General features: G+C 68.1%; 21 protein-coding genes. 4 read left to right on the top strand and 17 right to left on the bottom strand.

Annotated features, from left to right (window positions below; genetic code table 11):
- Positions 1–301 precede the first annotated feature (301 nt).
- A complete protein-coding gene (locus tag AC3WG5_RS17410; protein WP_492569868.1) occupies positions 302–934 on the top strand; it encodes a pyrimidine 5'-nucleotidase in 633 nt (210 codons plus the stop codon).
- Here the strand turns inward: AC3WG5_RS17410 and AC3WG5_RS17415 are convergent.
- The 3 genes from AC3WG5_RS17415 to AC3WG5_RS17425 form a co-directional block, all read right to left on the bottom strand.
- Positions 911–2,020, bottom strand: a complete 1,110-nt coding sequence (locus AC3WG5_RS17415) for a VanZ family protein (protein ID WP_492569870.1) — start codon at positions 2,018–2,020, stop codon at positions 911–913. The genes AC3WG5_RS17410 and AC3WG5_RS17415 overlap by 24 nt on opposite strands.
- Positions 2,021–2,141: 121 nt before the next feature.
- Positions 2,142–3,197 (bottom strand): PLP-dependent cysteine synthase family protein, encoded by a 1,056-nt coding sequence (locus tag AC3WG5_RS17420; RefSeq protein WP_008955725.1) that lies wholly within the window; start codon positions 3,195–3,197, stop codon positions 2,142–2,144.
- Between the two features lie 97 nt (positions 3,198–3,294).
- Positions 3,295–3,894 (bottom strand): OmpW/AlkL family protein, encoded by a 600-nt coding sequence (locus AC3WG5_RS17425; RefSeq protein ID WP_482583330.1) that lies wholly within the window; start codon positions 3,892–3,894, stop codon positions 3,295–3,297.
- Between the two features lie 149 nt (positions 3,895–4,043).
- Here AC3WG5_RS17425 and ubiD point away from each other — a divergent pair, with 149 nt between their 5' ends.
- Both ubiD and AC3WG5_RS17435 read left to right on the top strand, forming a co-directional pair.
- Positions 4,044–5,519 (top strand): 4-hydroxy-3-polyprenylbenzoate decarboxylase, encoded by a 1,476-nt coding sequence (gene ubiD / locus AC3WG5_RS17430; RefSeq protein ID WP_492569873.1) that lies wholly within the window; start codon positions 4,044–4,046, stop codon positions 5,517–5,519.
- Positions 5,520–5,688: 169 nt separating this feature from the next.
- Complete coding sequence (locus AC3WG5_RS17435; RefSeq protein WP_008955722.1) at positions 5,689–6,057, top strand: YggL family protein; 369 nt, start codon at positions 5,689–5,691, stop codon at positions 6,055–6,057.
- Between the two features lie 64 nt (positions 6,058–6,121).
- On the opposite strand, the gene AC3WG5_RS17440 is transcribed toward AC3WG5_RS17435, so the two are convergent.
- A complete protein-coding gene (locus AC3WG5_RS17440) occupies positions 6,122–7,174 on the bottom strand; it encodes an NADP(H)-dependent aldo-keto reductase (RefSeq protein WP_492569875.1) in 1,053 nt (350 codons plus the stop codon).
- A gap of 240 nt (positions 7,175–7,414) precedes the next feature.
- On the opposite strand from AC3WG5_RS17440, the gene AC3WG5_RS17445 reads away from it, so the two are divergent.
- Positions 7,415–8,626, top strand: coding sequence for a GGDEF domain-containing protein (locus tag AC3WG5_RS17445; RefSeq protein ID WP_492569877.1), 1,212 nt, complete (start codon positions 7,415–7,417; stop codon positions 8,624–8,626).
- Between the two features lie 233 nt (positions 8,627–8,859).
- Here AC3WG5_RS17445 and AC3WG5_RS17450 read toward each other — a convergent pair whose 3' ends face one another.
- The 13 genes from AC3WG5_RS17450 to AC3WG5_RS17510 all read right to left on the bottom strand — a co-directional run bounded on the left by AC3WG5_RS17450 (position 8,860) and on the right by AC3WG5_RS17510 (position 22,060).
- Positions 8,860–9,468, bottom strand: a complete 609-nt coding sequence (locus AC3WG5_RS17450) for a DUF1294 domain-containing protein (protein WP_492569879.1) — start codon at positions 9,466–9,468, stop codon at positions 8,860–8,862.
- A 40-nt stretch (positions 9,469–9,508) separates the two neighbouring features.
- Positions 9,509–11,413: a polysaccharide biosynthesis protein gene (locus tag AC3WG5_RS17455; protein ID WP_492569881.1), complete on the bottom strand. Its 1,905-nt coding sequence runs from the start codon at positions 11,411–11,413 to the stop codon at positions 9,509–9,511.
- Between the two features lie 2 nt (positions 11,414–11,415).
- Complete coding sequence (locus AC3WG5_RS17460; RefSeq protein WP_492569883.1) at positions 11,416–12,054, bottom strand: sugar transferase; 639 nt, start codon at positions 12,052–12,054, stop codon at positions 11,416–11,418.
- Positions 12,051–13,211 carry a DegT/DnrJ/EryC1/StrS family aminotransferase gene (locus AC3WG5_RS17465; RefSeq protein WP_492569885.1) on the bottom strand — a complete coding sequence of 387 codons (1,161 nt, stop codon included), beginning with the start codon at positions 13,209–13,211 and terminating at the stop codon, positions 12,051–12,053. The genes AC3WG5_RS17460 and AC3WG5_RS17465 overlap by 4 nt, the downstream gene beginning before the upstream one ends.
- A gap of 80 nt (positions 13,212–13,291) precedes the next feature.
- Positions 13,292–13,936 (bottom strand): alanyl-tRNA editing protein, encoded by a 645-nt coding sequence (locus tag AC3WG5_RS17470; protein ID WP_482583338.1) that lies wholly within the window; start codon positions 13,934–13,936, stop codon positions 13,292–13,294.
- Between the two features lie 170 nt (positions 13,937–14,106).
- Entirely contained in the window at positions 14,107–15,165 is a 1,059-nt protein-coding gene (locus AC3WG5_RS17475) for an acyltransferase family protein (RefSeq protein ID WP_008955714.1), read from the bottom strand.
- An 8-nt stretch (positions 15,166–15,173) separates the two neighbouring features.
- On the bottom strand, positions 15,174–16,400 hold the full coding sequence (locus AC3WG5_RS17480; protein WP_008955713.1) for a glycosyltransferase family 4 protein: 1,227 nt from the start codon (positions 16,398–16,400) through the stop codon (positions 15,174–15,176).
- Positions 16,401–16,408: 8 nt separating this feature from the next.
- The gene (locus AC3WG5_RS17485) at positions 16,409–16,876 is read right to left on the bottom strand and encodes a hypothetical protein (RefSeq protein WP_492569888.1); all 468 of its coding nucleotides are present in this window, start codon (positions 16,874–16,876) and stop codon (positions 16,409–16,411) included.
- Positions 16,873–17,982 (bottom strand): glycosyltransferase family 4 protein, encoded by a 1,110-nt coding sequence (locus AC3WG5_RS17490; protein ID WP_492569890.1) that lies wholly within the window; start codon positions 17,980–17,982, stop codon positions 16,873–16,875. The genes AC3WG5_RS17485 and AC3WG5_RS17490 overlap by 4 nt, the downstream gene beginning before the upstream one ends.
- On the bottom strand, positions 17,979–19,043 hold the full coding sequence (locus AC3WG5_RS17495; RefSeq protein WP_492569892.1) for a glycosyltransferase: 1,065 nt from the start codon (positions 19,041–19,043) through the stop codon (positions 17,979–17,981). The genes AC3WG5_RS17490 and AC3WG5_RS17495 overlap by 4 nt, the downstream gene beginning before the upstream one ends.
- The gene (locus AC3WG5_RS17500; protein ID WP_492569894.1) at positions 19,040–20,257 is read right to left on the bottom strand and encodes a DegT/DnrJ/EryC1/StrS family aminotransferase; all 1,218 of its coding nucleotides are present in this window, start codon (positions 20,255–20,257) and stop codon (positions 19,040–19,042) included. Before AC3WG5_RS17500 ends, AC3WG5_RS17495 begins: the two co-directional genes overlap by 4 nt.
- On the bottom strand, positions 20,251–20,781 hold the full coding sequence (locus tag AC3WG5_RS17505; protein WP_008955708.1) for an acyltransferase: 531 nt from the start codon (positions 20,779–20,781) through the stop codon (positions 20,251–20,253). The genes AC3WG5_RS17500 and AC3WG5_RS17505 overlap by 7 nt, the downstream gene beginning before the upstream one ends.
- On the bottom strand, positions 20,771–22,060 hold the full coding sequence (locus AC3WG5_RS17510) for a lipopolysaccharide biosynthesis protein (RefSeq protein ID WP_492569896.1): 1,290 nt from the start codon (positions 22,058–22,060) through the stop codon (positions 20,771–20,773). The genes AC3WG5_RS17505 and AC3WG5_RS17510 overlap by 11 nt, the downstream gene beginning before the upstream one ends.
- Position 22,061: the final 1 nt, after the last annotated feature.

The raw sequence follows: 22,061 nt of genomic DNA on the forward strand, positions 1-22,061 counted from the left end.
TTTGTTAAAGAGCGGTGCTGACTGCGTCGTTTCCGTCGCTGCGTCAGCTGAGGAGGCGAACTATACGCCCCGACCCCTCCCTCGTCAACGCCTTTTTGCAGAAAAGTGACAGAAACCGGGCAAAATGATCACAATAACCTGTTTTCAAAGAGCATTTCAGGCGTAAGAATTTTCGCCCCTCACCCGAAGCACCTCTCATAACTGGGTGATTCGGTCTGCAGAACCGATGCCGATGACCCGATAAAGCGGCGAATCAGTCCATAATTCCTAGTCAGAATCTGCACCGAGACGGAATAACACCTTGAAGCCCACCTGGATTTTTGATCTGGACGACACCTTGCACCACGCCTCGGCAGCGGTGTTTCCACATATCAATCGTTGCATGACCGAATTCATCATGCGCCACCTGGGCATGAGTGAAGACAGCGCGACGGAGCTGCGACAACGCTACTGGCGACAATACGGTGCGACGCTGAAAGGCCTGGAGCAACATCATGGCATCGCGCCGCAGACCTTTCTGCGCGACACCCACCCCATGAGCGAACTGGAAACGTTGCTGGTCTGGCAGGCACAGACGGCAGCACTGCTACGCCGCTTGCCCGGCCGCAAGATCTTGCTGTCCAACGGACCACAGCATTATGTAGAGGGTGTTCTGAGAAGGATGCGGATCAGGCGGCACTTCGCCAGCGTCTATGGCGTGGAGCGGCTGGATCTGCAGCCCAAGCCACATCCTCGGTCGTTTCGTACCGTGCTGCAGCGCGAAGGTCTGGACCCGGCCCGATGCATCATGGTGGAAGATTCACTGGCCAATCTGAAGGCGGCCAAGCGCCTGGGGATGCGCACGGTGTGGATCAGCCCTGGCGCGCGTCGGCCATCCTATGTCGATGTGCACGTCCGCCAGTTGGGGGAGTTACTTCGACTTGGCCTGCAGTGACGGCATGTGCCGCACGTTCCAGAGGGCACCGATCAGGCAGAGTGCCGCCGCCAGCGGCCAGAGCCGCGACAGGAACTCCACCAGCGCGTTCATATTGGCAAGGTGGCCGTAGCCCCAGCGAAACAGCGTGAGCATGTCGAGTTCGTTGGCGGACAGCGGCCAAAGAGCGGAGATCACTTGCGTCGCCAGCAGCGCCAGCAGCGCCACGACCAGCTGTACCCCCCGGCCGAAGCGGGTGAGCAGCCACACCAGCAGGAACCCGGCCCCCAGGCCTGCCAGCACGTTGCTGTTGATCCATTCAAAGAAAGCGAACGGCTTGAGCAGCATCCCGGCAGCCAGCATCTTGAGGAAGACGGCCAGCACGACGACGGTGGTGACGCTGCGGGCGATATAGCGCCGCTTGCTGAGGAAGCTGGTGACGAACAGCAGTGTGGCGGTCAGGTGCAGCATGGCTCCGCCGGCTTCGAGCAGGAACAGGAACAGTGCCGGGTTGTCGAGCGGCGAGATGAAGGGCTGCGGCAGGCCCAGCGGCATGACCACGACGCCGAACAGCGGGATGGAGGGGTTGAGCTGGGTGAGGAACCAGAGCGCCATCAAGGCCAGCGCGTAGTCGGCGGGTTCATTGGCGACGAAATAGCGCTGGCGCCAGCGCCAGACATGGTGCCAGGCGTGGCGAAACAACGGGCTGACCGCCAGCGTGGCGCCAATGAAGGCACCCGCGACGTTGTAGAGCATGTCCAGATTGGAGGCGACGCGCTCCGGCAGGAACTGCTGGATGAATTCCATCGTGAAGCTGGTCAGCCCCGACAACAGCAGCGCCGTGACCCAGCCCAGCCAGCGGGGTCGGAACGATAGCGCCAGTCCAAACCCGTAGGGAATGTAGACCACCAGGTTGGCGAGGTTGTCGAACAGGCGGAAGTAGTACGGCAACGGATAAAACAGGAACTCGAGCAGGGGGCGGCCGCTGTAGCTCCAGCCGGTGAACGGGTACAAGCTGGCGAACACGATCACGACGAACAGCAGCAGGGCCAGATAGCGGGCGATATGGGCCCGCTGCGGCACGCCATGGCGTATGGGTGTCAACATGAGACGCCCCGTTCGCTCAACCGAGTCTGTTCATGCATAACGTCATTATCGCTCGTCATTTGCCTGCGGCCAGCCGGACTTCGGCCAACCTTGCCCTCCATCTGCTCTTTACTCCCAACCCTCACCAGCGCCCCGTCTCGAAGAAGCGCCGATAGCGCGTCAGCCACGGCGCGATGTCGAAACCGCCCGCGGCGAGCCATGCGTTGTCGTAATAGCTGTTGAGGTAGCGGTTGCCGTCGTCGCAGATCAGCGTCACCACCGAACCGCTGCGCCCTTCTGCCACCATCTGTGTCACCAGCTCGCACACGCCGAAGAAATTGGTCCCGGTGGAGCCGCCGCAGCGGCGGCCGAGGACTTCCTGCAGGAAATGGATGGCGGCGTAGCTGGCGACGTTGGGCACGCGGATCATGCGGTCGATCACCGTCGGGATGAACGATGGCTCGACACGCGGGCGGCCGATGCCCTCGACGCCGGAACCGCCCTCGCAGCGGCAATCACGGTTGCCGCTCTGATAACTGTCGTAGAACACCGAATTTTCCGGATCGACCACGCACAGCTGGGTAGCCAGCTTCTGATAGCGCACGTAACGGCCGAAGGTGGCCGAGGTGCCGCCGGTACCGGCACCGCAGACGATCCATGTCGGGACAGGATGGGGTTCCAGCGCCATCTGCTGGAAGATGGTTTCGGCTATATTGTTGTTGCTGCGCCAGTCGGTGGCGCGCTCGGCGTAGGTGAACTGGTCCATGTAATGGCCGTCAAGCTCATGGGCCAGGCGGCGCGATTCGTCGTAAATGGTGGCCGGATCGTCCACCAGATGACAGCGTCCGCCGTAGAATTCGATCGCCTTGACCTTCTCGGCCGAGGTGCCCTTGGGCATGACGGCGATGAACGGCAGGCCGAGCAGACGGGCAAAGTAGGCTTCGGAGACCGCCGTGCTGCCGCTCGAGGCCTCGATGATCGGCGTGCCCTGGCGAATCCAGCCGTTGCACAGCCCGTACAGGAACAGCGAGCGGGCCAGGCGATGCTTCAGGCTGCCGCTGGGATGCGTGGACTCGTCCTTGAAATACAGCTGGATCTGCGGCAGGGCCGGAATGGCCAGCGGAATCAGATGGGTATCGCTGGAACGATGGAAGTCCGCCTCGATCTGGCGGACAGCTTGGGCAACCCAGTTGGACATGGAGGAATTCCGCAACGGCATAAAATGGTTATTTTACCGTTGCCACAACAAAAAAGGCGCACCACGCGGTGCGCCTTGTCGTCTTGCCGTCTGGCGATCAGAACTTGGTGCCGACGCCGAGACCGAACACCCACGGGTTGATCTTCAGGGTGCCCAGATCGGCACCCGCGGCGCTGACATCGGTCTTGATGTAGATCTTCTTCACGTCCAGGTTGACGAACCAGTCCTTGTTGACGGCGATGTCGGTGCCGACCTGCAGGGCGCCACCCCAGCTGTTCTTGTCAACGTTGACCTTGGTGCCGTCCGGCAGATGCAGATCGTTATTGTAGAAGCGGGTGTAGTTGATGCCGGCGCCGACGTAGGGGCGGATCTGGCCTTCCGGGTTGAAGTGGTACTGCAGCGTCAGGGTCGGCGGCAGGTGGTTGATCTTGCCCAGCGAGCCCAGATCGGAGGTCACTTCATGACGCGCGGTGGCCAGGATCAGTTCGGCACCGATGTTATTGGTGATCATGTAGGTGAAGTCGAGTTCCGGCACGGTCTGCTTGTCGACGTCGGCGTGCACATCCGCCACCACACCACTGGTCTTCACATCCGGGTCGATGTTGATGACGCGGAAACGCGCCAGGATGTCCCCTTGGGCGGCAAAGGCACTGGCGGATACCAGCCCGGCGATCACGGCAATAGCAAGTTTTTTCATGGTTTTCTCCAAAGATGGTTGGTGGATTGCTGATCGCCCGATCTGCTGCCGTTGACTTTGCCGCCTACCGGCAGTAGCGTGCGACGTCTTCGGAGGTAAGATTAACCACACTCTAATTATGGTTTTTTGAGCTAGATCATGGTCACGTCATGAAATATGTCGATTTGCGCGATTTTATTGCCCAACTGGAACGCGAAGGGGAACTCAAGCGCGTCCGCGTGCCGGTCTCGACCCATCTGGAGATGACCGAGATCGGCGACCGGGTGCTGAAGGCCGGCGGCCCGGCGCTGCTGTTCGAACAGCCGGTACGCGACGGCCACGGCTTCGACTACCCGGTACTGGCCAACCTGTTCGGCACCCCGCGCCGGGTGGCGATGGGTATGGGGGCGGAGGACATCGGCGAATTGCGCGAGATCGGCAAGACGCTGGCTTACCTCAAGGAGCCGGAACCGCCCAAGGGCTTCAAGGATGCCTGGGACAAGCTGCCGCTGTTGAAGCAGGTCCTCAACATGGCGCCGAAGGAAGTGAAGAAGGCGCCGTGCCAGCAGATCGTCTGGGAAGGCGCCGAGGTCGACCTGGGACGCCTGCCGATCCAGCATTGCTGGCCGGGCGATGTGGCGCCCTTGATTACCTGGGGGCTGACGGTAACGCGTGGCCCCAACAAGAAACGCCAGAACCTCGGCATCTACCGCCAGCAGGTGATCGGCAGGAACCGCGTGATCATGCGCTGGCTGGCACACCGCGGCGGCGCGCTGGACTACCGCGAATTCCGCGCCGCTAACCCGGACCAGCCCTACCCGGTGGCGGTGGTGCTGGGTTGCGACCCGGCCACCATCCTGGGCGCGGTGACGCCGGTGCCGGACACGCTGTCCGAATACCAGTTTGCCGGCCTGTTGCGCGGCAGCCGCACCGAGCTGGTGAAATGCATCGGTTCCAACCTGCAGGTCCCGGCCAGCGCCGAGATCGTGCTGGAAGGCCACATCTATCCGGACGATACCGCGCTGGAAGGGCCATACGGCGACCATACCGGTTATTACAACGAGCAGGACCGCTTTCCTGTATTCACCATCGAGCGCATCACCATGCGCGAGAACCCGATCTACCACAGCACCTACACCGGCAAACCGCCGGACGAGCCGGCGGTGCTGGGCGTGGCGCTGAACGAGGTGTTCGTGCCGATCCTGCAGAAGCAGTTTCCCGAGATCGTCGACTTCTACCTGCCGCCCGAAGGGTGCTCGTACCGCATGGCGGTGGTGTCGATCAAGAAGCAGTACCCCGGCCACGCCAAGCGCGTGATGATGGGCTGCTGGAGCTTCCTGCGCCAGTTCATGTACACCAAGTTCATCGTGGTGGTGGACGACGACGTCAACACCCGCGACTGGCGCGAGGTGATCTGGGCCATCACCACGCGCATGGACCCGGTGCGCGACACGGTGCTGATCGAGAACACGCCGATCGACTACCTCGACTTCGCCAGCCCGATCTCCGGCCTGGGCGGCAAGATGGGGCTGGATGCCACCAACAAGATGCCGGGCGAGACGCAGCGCGAGTGGGGCACGCCGATCGTGATGGACGCGGCGGTGAAACAGCGCGTCGATAAGCTGTGGGACGAGCTGGGGCTGTAAGCGGGCGGTGCCTCGGCCGCTGCAGCGGGCGCGGCGGGGAAGCGAGGGGACGGTCTCCGGCCCCGGCGCTCCCGGCAACCCCGGCAGAAGCGCCGACCGGAACAGCCGCTAAGCCCTGCACCCTATATCTGTTACCATGCCCGGTTTTCCCCATACTAGGAGTCTAGACATGAGCGATGTACGCAACCCGAATTCCGCCCAGCGCCTGAAGCGCCTCAACAACCGCCAGTGCAAGAAGATGCGCGTGGGCAACTACCAAGAACTGGGCTTCCACCTGGTGGCCACCCTGGCCGACGATCTCAGCAGCGAAGGTCAGGATGCCCTGCTCGACGCGTGGCTGACGCGCGTGGACGAGGCCGGCGTGAGCTTCGGCGGTCATTTCGACGGCCGCTGCAACCTGGAAGGCGTGGTGTTCCCGGTGGGCGCGGTGAAGATCGGCGAGGAACTGCGCGGCGAGCTGGCCGGCTGGCTCAAGGCCCGCAGCGAAGTGAAGGCGCTGGAAGCGAGCGAGCTGATCGACCTGTGGCACGCCGCCTGAGCCTGCCCCGCTCCAAGCACAAAAGCCCGCATCAGCGGGCTTTTGCTTTTTTGACGTCCGCGGCTCACGGCGCCGGGTTGGGGTAGCGCTCGTGGATCGCCTCGATGCCGGCCAGCACCTCGTCGTCGAGCCGTAGCGACGCGCTGGCAATGTTCTCTTCCAGCTGCGCCAGCGTGGTGGCGCCGATCAGGTTGCTGGCGACGAAGGGGCGCGAATTGACGAAGGCCAGCGCCATCTGCGCCGGCGACAAGCCGTGCCGGCGCGCCAGTGCCACGTAGTCTGCTGTCGCCGCCAGCGCCTGCGGCCGGGTGTAGCGCGTGAAGCGGTCGAACAGCGTGAGCCGGGCGTTGGCCGGGCGGGCCTGGTCGAGGTATTTGCCGGAGAGGACGCCGAAGGCGAGCGGCGAGTACGGCAGCAGGCTGATGCCGTCGCGATGCGAGAATTCGGCCAGGCCGATCTCGTAGCTGCGGTTGAGCAGGTTGTAGGGGTTCTGGATGCTGACCATGTGCGGCAGGCCGAGGCGCTCGGCGGCCTGCTGGAAGCGCGCCACGCCCCACGGCGTTTCGTTGGAGAGGCCGACATGGCGGATCTTGCCGGCCCGCACCAGATCGGCCAGCACCGTCAGCGTTTCTTCCGGGGCGACCGCGCCGTCCGGCCCGTCGAGCCAGGGGTAGCCCAGGCGGCCGAAGGTGTTGGTATGGCGCTCCGGCCAGTGCAGCTGGTAGAGATCGATGTAGTCGGTCTGCAGGCGCGTGAGACTGCCGTCGAGCGCGGCGATAAGGTTGGCGCGGTCGAAGTGGTTGGCGTCGCCGCGGATGTGGCGCGGGTTATGCGGCTGCAGCGCCGGGCCGGCGATCTTGGTGGCGAGCAGCACGCGGTCGCGGCGCCCGCCCTTGGCGAGCCAGCTGCCGATGTAGCGCTCGGTCAGGCCCTGCGTCCCGGGCTTGGGCGGCACCGGGTACATTTCGGCGGCGTCGATCAGGTTGATGCCGTGCTCCAGCGCCAGGTCGAGCTGGGCGTGGGCGTCGGCTTCGCTGTTCTGCTCGCCCCAGGTCATGGTGCCGAGACCGATGAGGCTGACCTGGAGGCCGCTGCGGCCGAGTGGGCGGTATTCCATCGCGTGGATCCTTCGCTGTCGGGAGGGAGATGGCCCGATTATGCGACGCGCGGCGGGCGACGCAAACCGCAGCCGGTCGGCGTCCGGGCCATGCGCGCTGACCGGGCGGCCGGGCTGATGCCAAAACGCCACGCCGACACCAGGTTCCGGGCAGGCATCGCCACCGGCTTGATCTATGACAAATAGCATTCCGGATACGGCACTCTAGAATGATCGGCTTACCACCCGGAGTGCCCAACGATGAAGCTCACCCTCTCCTTGTGGCAACGCCTGCTGGGACTGCTCCCCGGCGAACTGACCGTGCACGAAACGGAATGGCTGATCAGCCCGCAACAGCACATGCCGTTGATGGCGCAGCGCCGCGCCGTGATCATCATCAACCGGGCGCGCCTGTTCGCCATGCTGTTCGCCCTGCTTACCCCGCTGTGGATCGCGGTCGACGTGGTGGCGCTGCCGATGGAGCTGGCGGCCAAGTTGGCCGGCATGCGCCTGATGGCCACCGTCGCCTTCGCCTGGCTGGTCTTCGGCCACCACAGCGACGGTACACTGCGACACGCCTATCGCGCCATGGCGACGCTGTTCGCCATCCCGACGCTGTTCTACATCGCCTCGCACCTGCTGTTGACGCGTTACCACCTGCAGGGGCTGTCGGCGGCGATCGGCACCGGCTACGCCTTCCTGCCGTTCGTGCTGCTGGCGGGCTTCGCCATTTTTCCGCTGACGCTGCTGGAGAGCGCCACCTTCGCCTCGCCGATCCTGATCGCGGACGGGCTGGCCTGGCTGCTGCAATGGCAGGTGATCGACTGGCCGTCGTTCAGCGGCGCGTTCTGGCTGCTGACGCTGATCAGCGCCGTGGCGACGCTGGCGTCGATGAGCCAGCTCGCCTTCATGATCGCGCTGGTCAACCAGGCGGTGCGCGACACCCTCACCGGCTGCTTCTCGCGCCGCAGCGCGGAGGAAATGCTCGATCTGCAGTTCACTTTGGCGCAGCGCGCGCGCCGTCCGCTGTCGGTGGCCTTCATCGACCTCGATCACTTCAAGAGCATCAACGACAAACACGGCCACGAGGCCGGCGACCGCGCCTTGCAGAGCCTGACGCAGGCCATCGGCGACACGCTGCGCCACGGCGACATCCTGACGCGCTGGGGCGGCGAGGAATTCCTGCTGCTGATGCCGGAAACCGACCGCCAGCAGGCGCAACAGGCGCTGGCGCGACTGCGCCGGCACGGTCTCGGGCAGCGTCCGGACGGCTCGCCGCTGACCGCCAGCATCGGGCTGGCCGAGAGCCAGACGGACCAGGCGGCAAGCTGGCAGCAGCTGGTGGAGATCGCCGACGCCCGCATGTACCGCGCCAAGCAGCAGGGCCGCGACCGCGTCGTCGCGGCGGATGACGGGGAGCGGCCCGCCTCGGCACCGGTCGACGTGTCGGAGCTGCGGACGCAGCCGGTGTAAGCCGCGGCGGAGTCCCCACGGCAAAAAGGTTGGCCGAAGCCCGTCAACAGCGGCTTCGGCCAACCTTTTTCATTCGTAAACGCCTTTTAGCGTTGCTGACAAAACCCCAGTGCAACGGTTCCGACAAGGGGCGCTGCCGCGGACAATCCCCGCAGGACGGCACGTGCGCGCGGAGCGGATCGAAAGATTCGCCCGCGAGCGGAGCGCCGCCGGCAGGGTTTGCCGAGCGCCACTCAGCCCGGCGACAACGCCGCCAGTGCCGGCCCCTTCAGCAGCAGCCAGCCCAGGCCGGCGAGGTTGAGCCCGACCGTGAGCCAGTAGACGCGACGGAACGATGCCTTGCTGGACTTGTGGCGGAAGGCACGCTGGGCGACCAGCGCGCCGGGCCAGCCGCCGAGCAGGGCCAGCAGGTGCAACTGGTGTTCCGGGCTGCGCCACTGGCCGCGTTGCGCCGACGTCTTGTCGTGCCCGTACAGCACGAAGCTGGCCAGGCTCAGGCCGGCGTAGCCCAGCACCAGCCAGGGCGGCAGCCGGCCGGCCAGAAGCGCCAGCCACAGCCCGAGGAAGAACACGCCCGCCACCGTGCAGGCCGGCCCGACTCCGCCGGCCCCCTGCCCTTGCTGGCGTGGCGCCACGCCGACCAGCTTCGCCTCCACGGCGCGTGGCCGGCGACGCTCGTCGTAATTCTGGCGGTAGCTGACCAGGTCATGGGCGGCGGGACGGCGCGGCACCGTGCCGAAATCGCTAATGTGCACGAACACCTCGGCGCCGCCGCCGTTGGGGGTGATGAAGCCGAAGCCGCGCGCGTCGTCCCAGCGCGTGAGCCTGCCTTGAAAACGCATCCCTGCCCCCTGTCTGTCGAACCGAATCTGCCGTCCGCCGTCAGCGCACCGGCCCCACGCCGCTGGCAGCCTGTTCCGCCAGCCAGTCGCGCGTGCGCTCGGCGGCCTGGAACTCGTGCACCGCCTGCTGCAGCAAGAGGAAGGCGGCGTCGGCGTCGTGGTGCAGGCAGGCGTCGCGCAGGCGCTGCAGCAGACCGGTCAGCACGTCCTCGTCGAGGTGGTATTCCTGCGCGCGCAGGATGCGCGGGTGGTCGGTCGGCAGCACGTTGTCGCCGATCAGCAACTCCTCGTACAGCTTCTCGCCGGGGCGCAGCCCGCTGAAGCGGATTTCGATGTCGCCGTCCGGGCGGCTCTCGTCCTTCACCGTGAGCCCGGAGAGGTGGACCATGCGCCGCGCCAGTTCGGCGATCTTGACCGGCTCGCCCATGTCGAGCACGAACACGTCGCCGCCCTCGCCCATGGCGCCGGCCTGGATCACCAGCTGCGCCGCCTCGGGGATGGTCATGAAGTAGCGCGTGATCTCGGGGTGGGTGACGGTGACAGGGCCGCCGGCGGCGATCTGCTTCTTGAACAGCGGCACCACCGAACCGGAGCTGCCCAGCACGTTGCCGAAGCGCACCATGACGAAGCGGGTGCGGCTGCCGCGCGCGTGGCGCGTCTGCAGGCACAGCTCGGCCAGGCGCTTGGTGGCGCCCATGACGTTGGTCGGGCGCACCGCCTTGTCGGTCGAGATCAGCACGAAGGTATCGACCCCGCCGTCCTCGGCCGCCTGGGCGCAGACGTCGGTCCCGAAGGCGTTGTTGCGGATGCCGGCGAGCGGGTTGTGCTCGACCAGCGGCACGTGCTTGTAGGCGGCGGCGTGGAACACCGTCTGCACGCCGAAGCCGTCGATGACGCGGAACAGCCGCTCGTAGTCGGTGACCGAGCCCAGCAGCGGCAGGCATTCCAGCTGCGGCGCCAGGGCCTTGAGCTCCTGGTCGATGGCGTACAGCGCGAACTCCGACAGCTCGAACAGGATCAGGCGCGCCGGGCGCTGGCGCACGATCTGGCGGCACAGCTCGGAGCCGATCGAGCCGCCGGCGCCGGTGACCATCACCACGCGCCCCTCGATGTTGCGCGCCAGCAGTTCCGGGCGCGGCGGCACCGGGTCGCGCCCGAGCAGGTCCTCGATGTCGACCCGCTTCAGTTCCTCCACCCGCACCTCGCCCGACACCAGCTCGGCCATGCCGGGCAGGCGCTTGATCGGCACGTGCAGCGACTCCAGCTTCTCCAGTATCTCGCGCTGGCGCGCGCGGCTCACCGACGGCAAGGCCAGCAGGATGGCCTTGGCCTCAGTGTCGGCCAGGAGCGCCGGCAGCTCGGCCGGGGCGTGCACCGCGAGGCCGCGGAAGGTGTGGCGCCACAGCGCCGGGTTGTCGTCGACGAAGGCCATCGGCCGGTATTCGCGCCCGGCCTGCAAGGCCAGCATCAGCTGGATGCCGGCGCGCCCGGCGCCGTAGATGATGACGTGCTCGCGCGGGCTGTCCACGGCGTCGATGCGCCGCACTAAGCCGCGCAGCAGGAAGCGGCTGCCGCCGATGTAGGCCATGGCGAACACCCAGAAGATGACGATGGACGAGCGCGGGAACGGCCCGATGCGCGCCATCACGATCACCGCCGCCAGCACCAGCACCGCCAGGCTGACGCCGTAGCACACGGTGTAGACGATCTTGTCGTCGAGGTACTTCAGCACGGCGCGGTAGAGCCCGAGCTTGATGAAGATCGGGAGCACCCACAACGGCGGCACCACGAAGATCCACAGGTAGGGGGTGAGCTTGGGGTCCCACACCCCGCCCAGGCGCAGCACCACCGCGCTGTAGAGCGCCAGCGGCAGCAGCAGCGCGTCCATCAGCATCAGGAGCGCCATCTTGTGGTGGCGCGAGAAGGAAAGCAGCTTGTCGATCATGGTCAGCGCAGGACGATCTTCTTCAGGGTGGCGAGGATGATGCACACGTCGCCGGCCAGGGTGTGGCTCTGCGCGTAGCGCACGTAGTAGTCGAGCTTCTGCGGCAGCACCTCGTCGAGGTAGGCGCGCTCCGGGTCGGCGGCGGCGCCGAGGATGTCGTTCTCGTCGATCATGCGGATCGACGCCCAGTCGGTGATGCCGGGACGCACCGACAGCACCAGCGCCTTCACTGCCGCCGGGTAGTGTGCAACGTAGCGCGGCACCTCGGGGCGCGGGCCGACCAGGCTCATGTCGCCCAAGAGCACGTCGATCAGCTGCGGCAGCTCGTCGAACTTGGACTTGCGCAGGAAGCGCCCGGCGCCGGTGACGCGCGCATCGCTCCCCACCGTGAGCTGGCCGTGGCGCTCGGCGTCGACGCGCATGGTACGGAACTTGTGGATGCGGAAAGGTTGGCCGAAGCGCCCCACCCGCTCCTGGCGGAAGAACACCGGCCCCTTGGAGTCGAGCTTGATCCACAGCGCGATCGCCAGCAGCAGCGGCGCCAGCAAGACCAGGCCGGCGCCGGCGGCGATCAGATCGAACAGCCGCTTGGCGCCCATCGAGCCGGGGCGGCCAGTGGCCGGCAAGACGGACCCGCTCATGCGCCGAGGATCTCCCTGACCGCCGCGATCACGCGCGTCTGGTCGTCGTCTGTCATCCGGGTATAGAGCGGCAGCGTCACCTCGGCCTTGAAGGCGGCGTCGGCCACCGGGAAGTCGGCGTTCTTGAGCTGGTAGCCGTCGCGCCATACCGGGTGGCGGTGCAGCGGGATGAAGTGTACCGAGCAGCCGATACCCTTCTCCGCCATGCGCACAATGAAGTCGTCGCGGCTGACACCGGCCTCGGGCTTCAGGCGCACCGGGTAGAGGTGCCAGGCGTGCTGGTCGGACGCCAGCGCCGGGCGCGCCGGCAGGATCAGCGGCAGACCGGCCAGCTCACGGTCGTAGCGCGCCGCCATCGCCTCGCGCTGTTGATGGAAGCGGCCGATCTTCTTCAACTGGTGCAGACCCATCGCCGCGGCGATGTCCGGCATGTTGTACTTGAAGCCCGGCGCGACCACCTCGTAGAACCAGGCCGGGGTCTTGGACACGTAGCGGTCGAAGGCGTCGCGGCTGATGCCGTGCAGGCGCATCACCTTGCAGCGCGCGATCAGGTCCTTGTCCCTCGACACCACCATACCGCCCTCGCCGGTGGTCATGGTCTTGTTGGCGTAGAAGCTGAACACCGTGGCGTCGGAGCCCAGCGTGCCGATCAGCTGGCCCTGGTACGTCGTCGGCAGCGCGTGCGCGGCGTCCTCGATCACCTTGAGATTGTGCTCGCGCGCGATGGCGAGGATGGCGTCCATGTCGCAGGCCAGCCCGGCGAAATGCACCGGCATGATGGCGCGGGTCTTGTCGGTGAGCGCGGCGCGGATCGCCGCCGGGCTGATGTTGAAGGTAGCCGGATCGACGTCGACCACCACCGGGTGCGCACCTAGGTAGCGCACCACCTCGGCGGTGGCGGTGAAGGTGTAGCTTGGCACGATCACCTCGTCGCCCGGGCCGACCCCCACCGCCTCCAGCGCCAGGTGCAGGCCGGCGGTGGCGGAGTTGACCGCGATCGCCTCGACGCCGCCGCCGAGAAATTGCGCGAAGTCGGCCTCGAACTGCTTGGTCTTGGGACCGGTGGTAACCCAGCCGGACCGCAGCGCGTCGACCACTTCGTTGATTTCTTCTTCGCCGATGTCGGGCAGGGCGAAGGGGAGGAATTTATCCGTCATGTTTTATGCCTTGCTTTGTGTGCGGCGCCCCGCGCCTCGCGGAGGCCGCCGCTGTCATGTCTTGTCTTGCGTCGGTGTCGTCAGCGCGGTGCCGCGTAAATCTCGATGCGTTCCTTGCCGCTGCCGACGTTCTTGCGCTTGAGGCGCAACACTCCGACCTCGCCGGTGCACTTAAGATGCGTGCCGCCGCACGGCACGCGGCCGAAGCCGGCGACTTCCCAGTAGCGGCGCTCGGCCGCCTCGTCGGAGAAGGCGCTGACGATGGGGGCGTCGGCGTCGATCACGGCCTGCGCCTCGCGCATCAGCTCGGGCAGCAGCGGCGTCAGCGGCTCGTGCCAGGTGAAGTCGATGCGCGCCTTGTCTTCGCCGATGTGCGCGCCGATCTTGCCGATGGCGGGCAGACGTTGCGTCACCAGTTCCAGCACGATCTCGGCGGCGAAGTGCAGCCGCATCAGGGCGTAGCGGCGCGGCCAGTCGATCTCGACCGTCACCGTGTCGCCCTCCTCCAGCACGTGCCCCGGTGGCAGGGTGTAGACCAGGTCCCGCCCCTGCCAGCGCGCCGCCAGCACGCGGTAGCCGCCGATGGTGCCGGTGTCGCTCTCCTGCCCGCCCGATTCGGCGAAGTACAGCGTCGCCTCGAGCACCACGTCGAGCCCGTCGACGCGCGCGACGCGGGTGATCAGCGCCGTGCGGTAGGGCTCCCGCCAGAACACCTTGTCAGTCATCGTCGCCTCCTTCCCGGCCATGATCCTGGCCGCTGCCGCGCCAAACCATGCCTAGCGTAGCCCGTAGCATGGGTGAAGGCGTTCCCGCCGCACCCCGTCATTCCCGTTGTATCGCCGAGGTGATGGGTTGCGCTGCACTGCCCCCATCCTACTCATCTACCCGACTCCCGTTACCAGCGTTCCGCCAGCCGCTTGCCCCAGCGCTGCGTCGGCAGTTCGACCCAGCGGTTGATCGCCACCGCCAGCCACCAGGTGACGAAAAGCGCCGTCAGCACCAGCAGCCACCACGGCAGGCCCAGCCGCGCCAGCGCGGTCATCGTCACGTAGCCGGCGATGGAGTGGCACACATACCAGGCGTAGCTGACCGCGCCGACGCGCGCCAGTAGCCGACTGCGCCACCACGCCGGGCGCAGCACGCCGAGCGCGAACAGGACGATGCCGACAGCGTAGCTCAGGTAGAGCGCCAGCGAGTGCCAGCCGGTGAACCAGACGAACAGCGCCAGCATCAGCGTCGCCATGATGGCCGTTTCACGCCGCGAGGCCTGGCCGGTCAGCCAGAAATAGCACCAGCTGCCGGCGAACATCAGCGGAAAGTAGCACACCACCGGAGCCAGATAATACTGCGCGGCGTGCCACGCCGTCCCCCATGCCGGTCCGCGGCACAGCAAGGCCAGGATCGGCAGCAGCAGCCAGATCGCCCCCTTCAGGCGGCGGCGCGTCAGCGCGAATGCACTGCCCAGCAGCGCGTAGAACCACAGCTCGACCTTCAGCGTCCACATCACCGGGTCGATGTTGCGCCCGCCCAGCATGTCCTGGAAGGCGATGCTGGCGTGCCCTAGCACGTCGCGCACGCTCACCGCGAACGGGGCGCCGCCCAGCCGGCTCGCCAGCCACAGCGCCAGCACGGTGACGGCGAGGCCGGCCCAGTAGGTCGGGTAGATGCGCGTCAGCCGCGTCACGGCGAAGCGCGCCGCACCCTGCCGGCCCAGCGACAACGGGATCAGCAGCCCCGAGAGCAGCAAAAACAGCCCGACGCCGACCGCGCCCAGGTTGACCGGCAGCGCCAGCGAGGCGCTGGGGTAGCCCGCGAGCGGCGCGAGATCGAGGATCTGGCCGACGCGCTCGCGGCTGAACCAGAAAATCTGGGTGTAATGGAACAGCACCACGGCGAGCATCGCCAGGCCGCGCAGGGCGTCGGCGAAGTCGAAGCGGACGTGCGGCTGGCTCATGGCGGACCTCAGCGGCAGGCGGCGAGGAAGCGCCGCGCCAGCACGGCGTAGTCGTGCTGCGCCAGCACGTGCGTCCGGCCCGCCTCGCCCATGCGCTGGCGCTCGGCCGCCGGCAGCGCCAGCATGCGCCGCACGGCGTCGGCGATGGCGGCCGGGTCTTCGGCGCCGACGCTGATGCCGGCGCCCGCCTCGCGCACCAGGTCGTTGCCGGCCTCGACCGAGTGGATCACCGGCTTGCCGGCCATCAGGTAGTCGAACAGCTTGTTGGGGTTGATGCCGAAACGGTAGATCGGCAGGCGGCGCCAGCCGATGAACAGCGCGTCGCACCGGGCCAGGAAGGCCGGCACCGCGCGTTTCGGAATCGCCGGCAGGAAACACACGTTGGCGAGGCCGAGTTCAGCCGCGCGCGCCTCTAGCGCCGCCTTGTCCGGGCCGTCGCCCACCAGCACGAAGCTGACCTTGTCCTGTTGCAATCGGCTGGCCGCCTCGAGCAGGAAATCGAGCGCGTTGGCCAGGCCGTGGCCGCCGGCGTAGCCGACGATGAAGCGGCCTTGCTCCTTCAACTCGGCCAGGGCCTGGACGTGCCCGGCCGGCAGCGGCGCAGGCTCGCCCTGCCACTCGGCAACGTCGACGCCGTTGGGCACCACCGCGTACTTGGCCGGGGCCATGCCGTGCTCGACCATGTAGTCGCGCGCGCACGGCAGCATCGAGATCACGGTGTCGGCCTTTTTATAGCCGAAGTCCTCGGCCCACTGCAGCAGGCGGATGAACGGGTGCTTGGGCGACATGCCGCCCACCTCGACCGGCGTCAGCGGCCACAGGTCGTGCACCTCGTACGCCAGGCGCGCGCCGGTCTTGCGGGCGATCCACGCCGCCGGCACGGTGTCGAGCGGGTAGGTGGACGAGGCGATCACGAGGTCCGGCTTCCATTCCTTGAGGTAGCGCCCGGACAGTCCCATCAGCCGGCCGAGGAAGCGGAAGATGTTGATCACGCGCTTGAGGCCGTTGCCCTCGTAAGGCGGCGTCTTGCACCAGGTGTAGCGGATGCCGTCGATGTCCTCGTCGCGGTAGGCTTCGGCCAACGTCGGGTTGTGCTGGCGCAGGTGCGAGTAGTCCGCCGCGACCAGGTTGACCTCGTGCCCGGCCCGGACCCATTCGCGCGCCAGGTAGTAGGGGCGGAATTCCATGCCGTGCTTCGGGCTGCCGGCGTAATGGTTGATGTAGAGGATGCGCACGGTCGGTTTCAGTCGGTTGGGTGGCGGCGGCGGAAGGCGCGCTCCATGGCGTTCCAGTCCATGCTGGTGAACACCACGCCGGCGACACCCCAGCTCACCAGGTTGAACAGCACGTCGGCCGGGGTCGGCAGCTTGGCGTAGCCCAGCATCAGCATGGTCAGGCTGAACAGCGCCAGCGGCAGACCGCGCCAAAGCAGGCCCTGACGGATGGCGAAGGCCCACTTGCCGCGCGCACGCTCCAGACGCCAGCCGGCGAAGTCGTCGGCCATCCAGGCCGCCAGCTTGCGGCGGAACAGCCACATCGGCGCGATCAGCATCAGCATCGCCGCCAGGCAGTAGGCCGCCCACAGCAGCGGGCGGAAGGTATGCTGCTGCAGGCCGTAGAGCAGGCTGCCCAAGGGCAGGCCGAACAGCAGCAGGGTCGGCCCCAGCGCCAGCGCGTGCAGGCGGTCGAGCAACTGGCGATAGCGCTTCATGCCGCACCCCCGGCCAGCTCGCGATACAGCGCCACCAGCTTGTCGCCCTCGGCGGCCCAGCTGTAGCGCGCCAGCACCGCCGCCTTGCCGGCCTCGCCCATGGCGTGGGCGCGCTCGTCGTCGGCCAGCAGCAAGTTGATGGCGCTGGCGATGGCGGCGGCGTCGTTCGGGTCGACCAAGAGGCCGCAGCCGGCGCCGTCGACGATGTCGCGCCACAGCGGGAAATCGCTGGCGATCACCGGCAGGCCGGCGGCCATGTACTCGAACAGCTTGATCGGCAGCGACTCGACGTAGCTCGGCGTCGGCAGCAGCGTCACCAGGCCGACCTTGCTCGCCGCCAGCACCTCGGCCACACCGGCGCGGTCGAGCACGCCCAGATCGTTGACGCGCGCCCAGCCCGGTTGGGCTTGCAACTCGGCCTTGAGTTCAGTCTCGCTCCACAGCCCGGCCAGGTTGAGGCGGGTGGAGGTGGACGGCAGCGCCGCGATGATCGGCGCGATGCCGCGCGTGCGGCTGATGCCGCCGAGGTAGCACACCTCGTTGCGGCGCGCCTCCCATGGGGTGTCGCGCACCAGCTCGGCCAGGATCGGGTAGTTGCAGACGTCGATGGCGCGCGCGCCGAGCGCGGCGAAACGGCGCCGGATCACCGGCGTGGCGGCGACGATGGCGTCGAAGCGGCGTGCGGCGTAGTGTTCCAGCAGCTCCACCCCCTTCGACACCAAGGGCCGCGCCGCGCCGGGAATCCAGTGCTTGGCCAGCACCTGGCGCGGCACGTCCTCGTGCACGTCGTACACCACCTTGATGCCGGCGCGGCGCAGCTTGAGCGCGGCCGGGATCAGCTCGGGGTCGTGGAAGTGCGCCACCTCGGGCTTAAGCGCCAGCGCGGCGCGGTAGACGCGCTCCACGGTGCCGGTCATGCGCGCCAGGCGCCCGCCGGTTTTCGGGCCGACGTCGTGGATGCGCACGCCGTCGCGGATTTCCTCGCCCTGGCCGTCGGCCACGATCAGCGTGACGTCGTGGCCGGCGCGCGCCAGCGTGGCGCACTCCTTGACGAAGATGCGGATGTCGTAGCGCGGGTGGGCGCTGGTGAGATGGCAGACTCTCATCGGGTTTCCAGCAAATCGTGATAGATCGCCGCAAAGCGGCGCATATTGTCCTGGTGCAGGCCCTTGGCGGCGATCAGGCGGCGGTTGAGCGCGGCCGCCTCGGCCAGCGCGGCATCGTCACTGGCGCGGCGCAGCGTGGCCTTGAGGGCGTCGCCCAGGCGTGCCACGTCTTCCACGATGGCGCCGTTGACGCCGTCGAGCACCCATTCCAGGTTGGCCGGCAGGTTGGACAGCATGGGCAGGCAGCCGTGGCCCATCGCCTCCAAGAGGCTGATGCTGGTGGCGTCCGACTCCGGCACGCTGACGAACACGCGCGCCGCACGGTAGAGCCCGGCCAGCACCGGCGCCGGCACGAAGCCGGTGAAGTGGACGCGGCGCAGACCGAGGCTTTCGGCCAACCCTTTCAGGCAGTCGCTCTGTTCGCCGCTGGCGGCCACGGTCAGCGTCCAGTCGTCCCAGGCCGGATCGGCCTCGACCTCGGCCCAGCCCTTGAGGATGGCGTCGACGCGGTAGAGCTTCTTGTGCAGCCGGCACGACAGCACGTTCTTCGGCTTGGCGGCCAGATCGGGCGCTTCCGGCAGCGCGTCCATGCCGAAGTTCAGCACGTCGAGGCGTCGCACCGGCGCCAGGGTGCGGATCACCGCCGCCATATGCAGCGAATCGGAGGTCACCGCGTCCGCCGCCGCCAGGTTGGCCGCCACCATCGCCTTCATCAGCCGGTTCTGCTGCGGCAGCAGCAGCACGTCCGAGCCCCAGGTGGTCAGCACCCAGCGCACGTCCTTGCCGGCCAGGGCGCGGCGCGCGTGCCAGGCCACGCTATTGGCCTGGTGCACGTGCACGATGTCGGGCCTCACCTCGTCGATCAGCGCCGCGATGCGCCGCGCCGTCGCCAGCGCCTTGAGGCTGAAATCCACGGCAAGCACCTGCCCCAGGTTGGCCGGACGGTAGTGCTCGGGCAGCTCGCCGCTAGTGACGAGGTGCACCTCGGCCACGTGCGGCGCGATGCCGGCGAGGTAGCGGAAGGTGTGCACCGAGGCCGAGCCGATCAGCAGCAGCTTCATGCGGCGGTTTCCTTCAGGTAAGCGCTCAATGCCGCCGCCAGCCGCGCGAGTCGGGCGTCGAGCGCGGCGTCGCAGGCGATGGCGATGTTCATCGGCAGGTTCAGCACCGTGGCAGCGAGGCGCTCGCCCTCGGGCGCGCTGCCGGCGAGGTAGCCGTGGCGGAACGAGCCCGCCGGGTGGATCACGTCGTCGAACCACACGCCGATGGCGAGCCCGCATGCCGCGCTCAGGCGCCGCGCCAGCGCCGCCTTGTCGGCCACCGGCTGCGGCAGCGCGAACGGGTAGCGCACCCAGTGCGCGCCGGGCGCGCCCGGCCACAGCGTCAGGCCGGGCACGGCGGACAGCGCGGCGCGGTAGCGTTCGGCCAACCTTTGCTTGTGCCGCAGCAGCGCCGGCAGCGCCGCCAGTTGCGGCAGCAGCAAGGCCGCCGAGAGCACCGGCAGCGCGCGCGGCGGGTGCGCCACGCCGTCGGCCACCTCGGCGTCGGACGAGCGGTAGATGAGCCCCACACGGCGCGCCAGGGCCAGCCAGACGCGCCCGGCCAGCGCGCAGCGCGCCGCCAGCAGATGGCCGGTCAAGGTGGCCAGCAGGCGCAGCTGATCCAGCGCGCCGAGCTCGGCCGGCGGTTCTTCCGCCGCCAGGCCCTCCGGCAGCAAGGCGAAGCCGCCGATGCCGCCGCTCAGGTTCTTGGAGTATTCGAAGCTAAAGAAGGCGCCGTCGTGGTACGTCCCCAGCCATTGCCCGTCGCACTGCGAGGCGAAGCCGTGCGCGGCGTCGTCGAGGAAGACCACTCGCGGGTGGCGCAGGCGCAGCGCGTCCGGCACGCGGCAGGCCGGGCCGAAGTTGTGCGGCACGATCACCGCGCGCGTGGCCGGGCCGATGGCGGCGTCGAGCCGGCTCCAGTCGAAACCCAGCGTGGCGGCCGAGACGTCGAGCCAGCGTACCGTGGCGCCCAGCGCCGGGATCTGGTTCGGCACCACCACGCAGGTGTAGGCCGGCACGATCACCTCGTCGCCGGCACCGACGCCGTGCGCGCGCAGCAGCAGCGCCAGCGCGGCACGGCCGGTGTCGGTCAGCACGATGCGCCGCGCGTCGACGCCGAACAAGCGCGCCAGTTCGTCGCGCAGGCGGCGGCGCAGCGCGGTGCGGCCGGCCACCAGGCGCGGCAGCGCGGCCAGCAGCATGGGGAGCGTCAGCGAGTTGGCGGTCAGCACAGCCGGCGCACCTGTTTCGCCGGCGCCCCGGCGTAGAGCCAGCCCGACTCGAGCCGGCCCTTGGCCACCGAGCCCGCCGCCAGCACCACGTTGTCGCCGATCTCGCAGCCGGGCAGCACGATGCAGCCGGCGCCGATGAACACGTTGTCGCCGACGCGGATGTCGCCGTCGACGTGGCACTCGGTGAACGGCGTCACCGGCACGTCGGCCGGAATGCCGTTGGAGTGGCAGAAGAACAGGCTGCGCGGCCCCACCGCAACGTTGTGGCCGAAATACAGGTGATGGTCGCCGATCAGCAGGTAGAAGTACGGCGCGAGGTGGCTGTCGGCGCCCAGCGTGAGCCGGCCGTGCAGGCCGATCAAGGCGTCGCCGCGCCAGTACAGCAGCGCGTTCTTGCCCAGCGACAGCGCGTTCCAGCGCGTCACCCGCGCGCTCGGGTGCACGCGCGCCCCGGGCGCGAGGCGCGCGCCGCGCAGCAGCGGCCACAGCCGGTACAGGCGCAGCAGCAATCGTTCAAGCACCATGAGTCTCCAGGCGGCGCAACAGGCGGAAGATCCACGCCACGTAGGCCGCGAAATACAGCGACATCACCCCGGACATCACCTTGAACGCCAGCAGGGCGTCGCGGCTGACGACGAACACCGCGGCGAACGCCGCCATGTTGACCACCACGCCGATCAGCACGAACAGGAAGGAGGCACGCTGGCGTCCGATCACCATCGGCACCATGAAGCACGGCCCGGCGACGAAGGCCGCCGCGAGGTACGGCACCAGCGTCGCCGCGATCACCCCGGCCTCGCGCCAGCCGGCGCCGAACACCCAGCCGAACAGCGGCTCGGCCGCCACCAGCAACAGCCCGAACGGCAGCAGCGCGGCGCCGGCCAGCACCGCCAGCGCGCGCGCCAGCAGCGGCGTCATGGCGCGGCCGTGAGCGTGCGCCTCGGCCAGGTCGCGGAAGATCACCTGCGACACCGCCTGCCCCAGCAACGCCGCCGGCAGCTTCAGCACGCGCAGCACCAGCGCGTACTGGCCGACCACGGCGTGCCCGGCGAGCGAGGTCAGCAAGGCCAGCATCAGCGAATCCTGGAACGCCACCACGAAGGCGTGCGGGGTGTTGATCTTGGGAAACTCGGCGTAGCGCCGCGCCAGCGCGGCGAGCTCGGCGCGGCGGTGGCCGCGCAGCCAGGTCAGGCGCGTGGCGAGATCGGCGCGCGCCTGCGCCAGCAGCGCCAGCGCCTGCCCCGCCAGCGAGCCGGCGATAAGGCCGGCAAAGCCCAGCCCGGCCCAACCGGCGCCCAGCTGCGCCAGGGTCACCCCGAGCGATTGCATCACCCGGCCCTGGGCGTTGGCCGGGTAGCGGCGCTGGCGGTTGTTCCAGCTGGTCCAGGCCTGCAGGCTGCCGGCCAGCCACACCCCGCCCGGCAACAGCAGGAGCCACGGCGCCAGCGCCGGCGCGCCGAGCGTGGCGGCGATCCAGCCGTGCGCCGGCAGCAGCAGCGCGGTGAGCACCAGCAGCAGCGCCAGGTTGATCGCCAGCGCCAGCGTCATCAGGCGCTCGGCGTCGCGCTCGTCCTTGGGCAGCACGATGGCCATGTCGTAGCGCGCGGTGGCGATCACCGCCAGATTGGAGAGCCAGGCGGAAAACACCGCCAGCAGGCCGAAATCGTCCGGACTGTAGAGCCGCGTCAACAGCGGCGCGAACACCAGCGGCAACAGCTGCGCCAGCGCCGCGCCGCCGGTCAGCGTCGCCACGTTGCGGGCGAAGCCGCCGGCCACCAGCCGTTGTACGGCGCCTTTCAGCATC

This window comes from Pseudogulbenkiania sp. FW507-F1 (genome assembly GCF_058781125.1).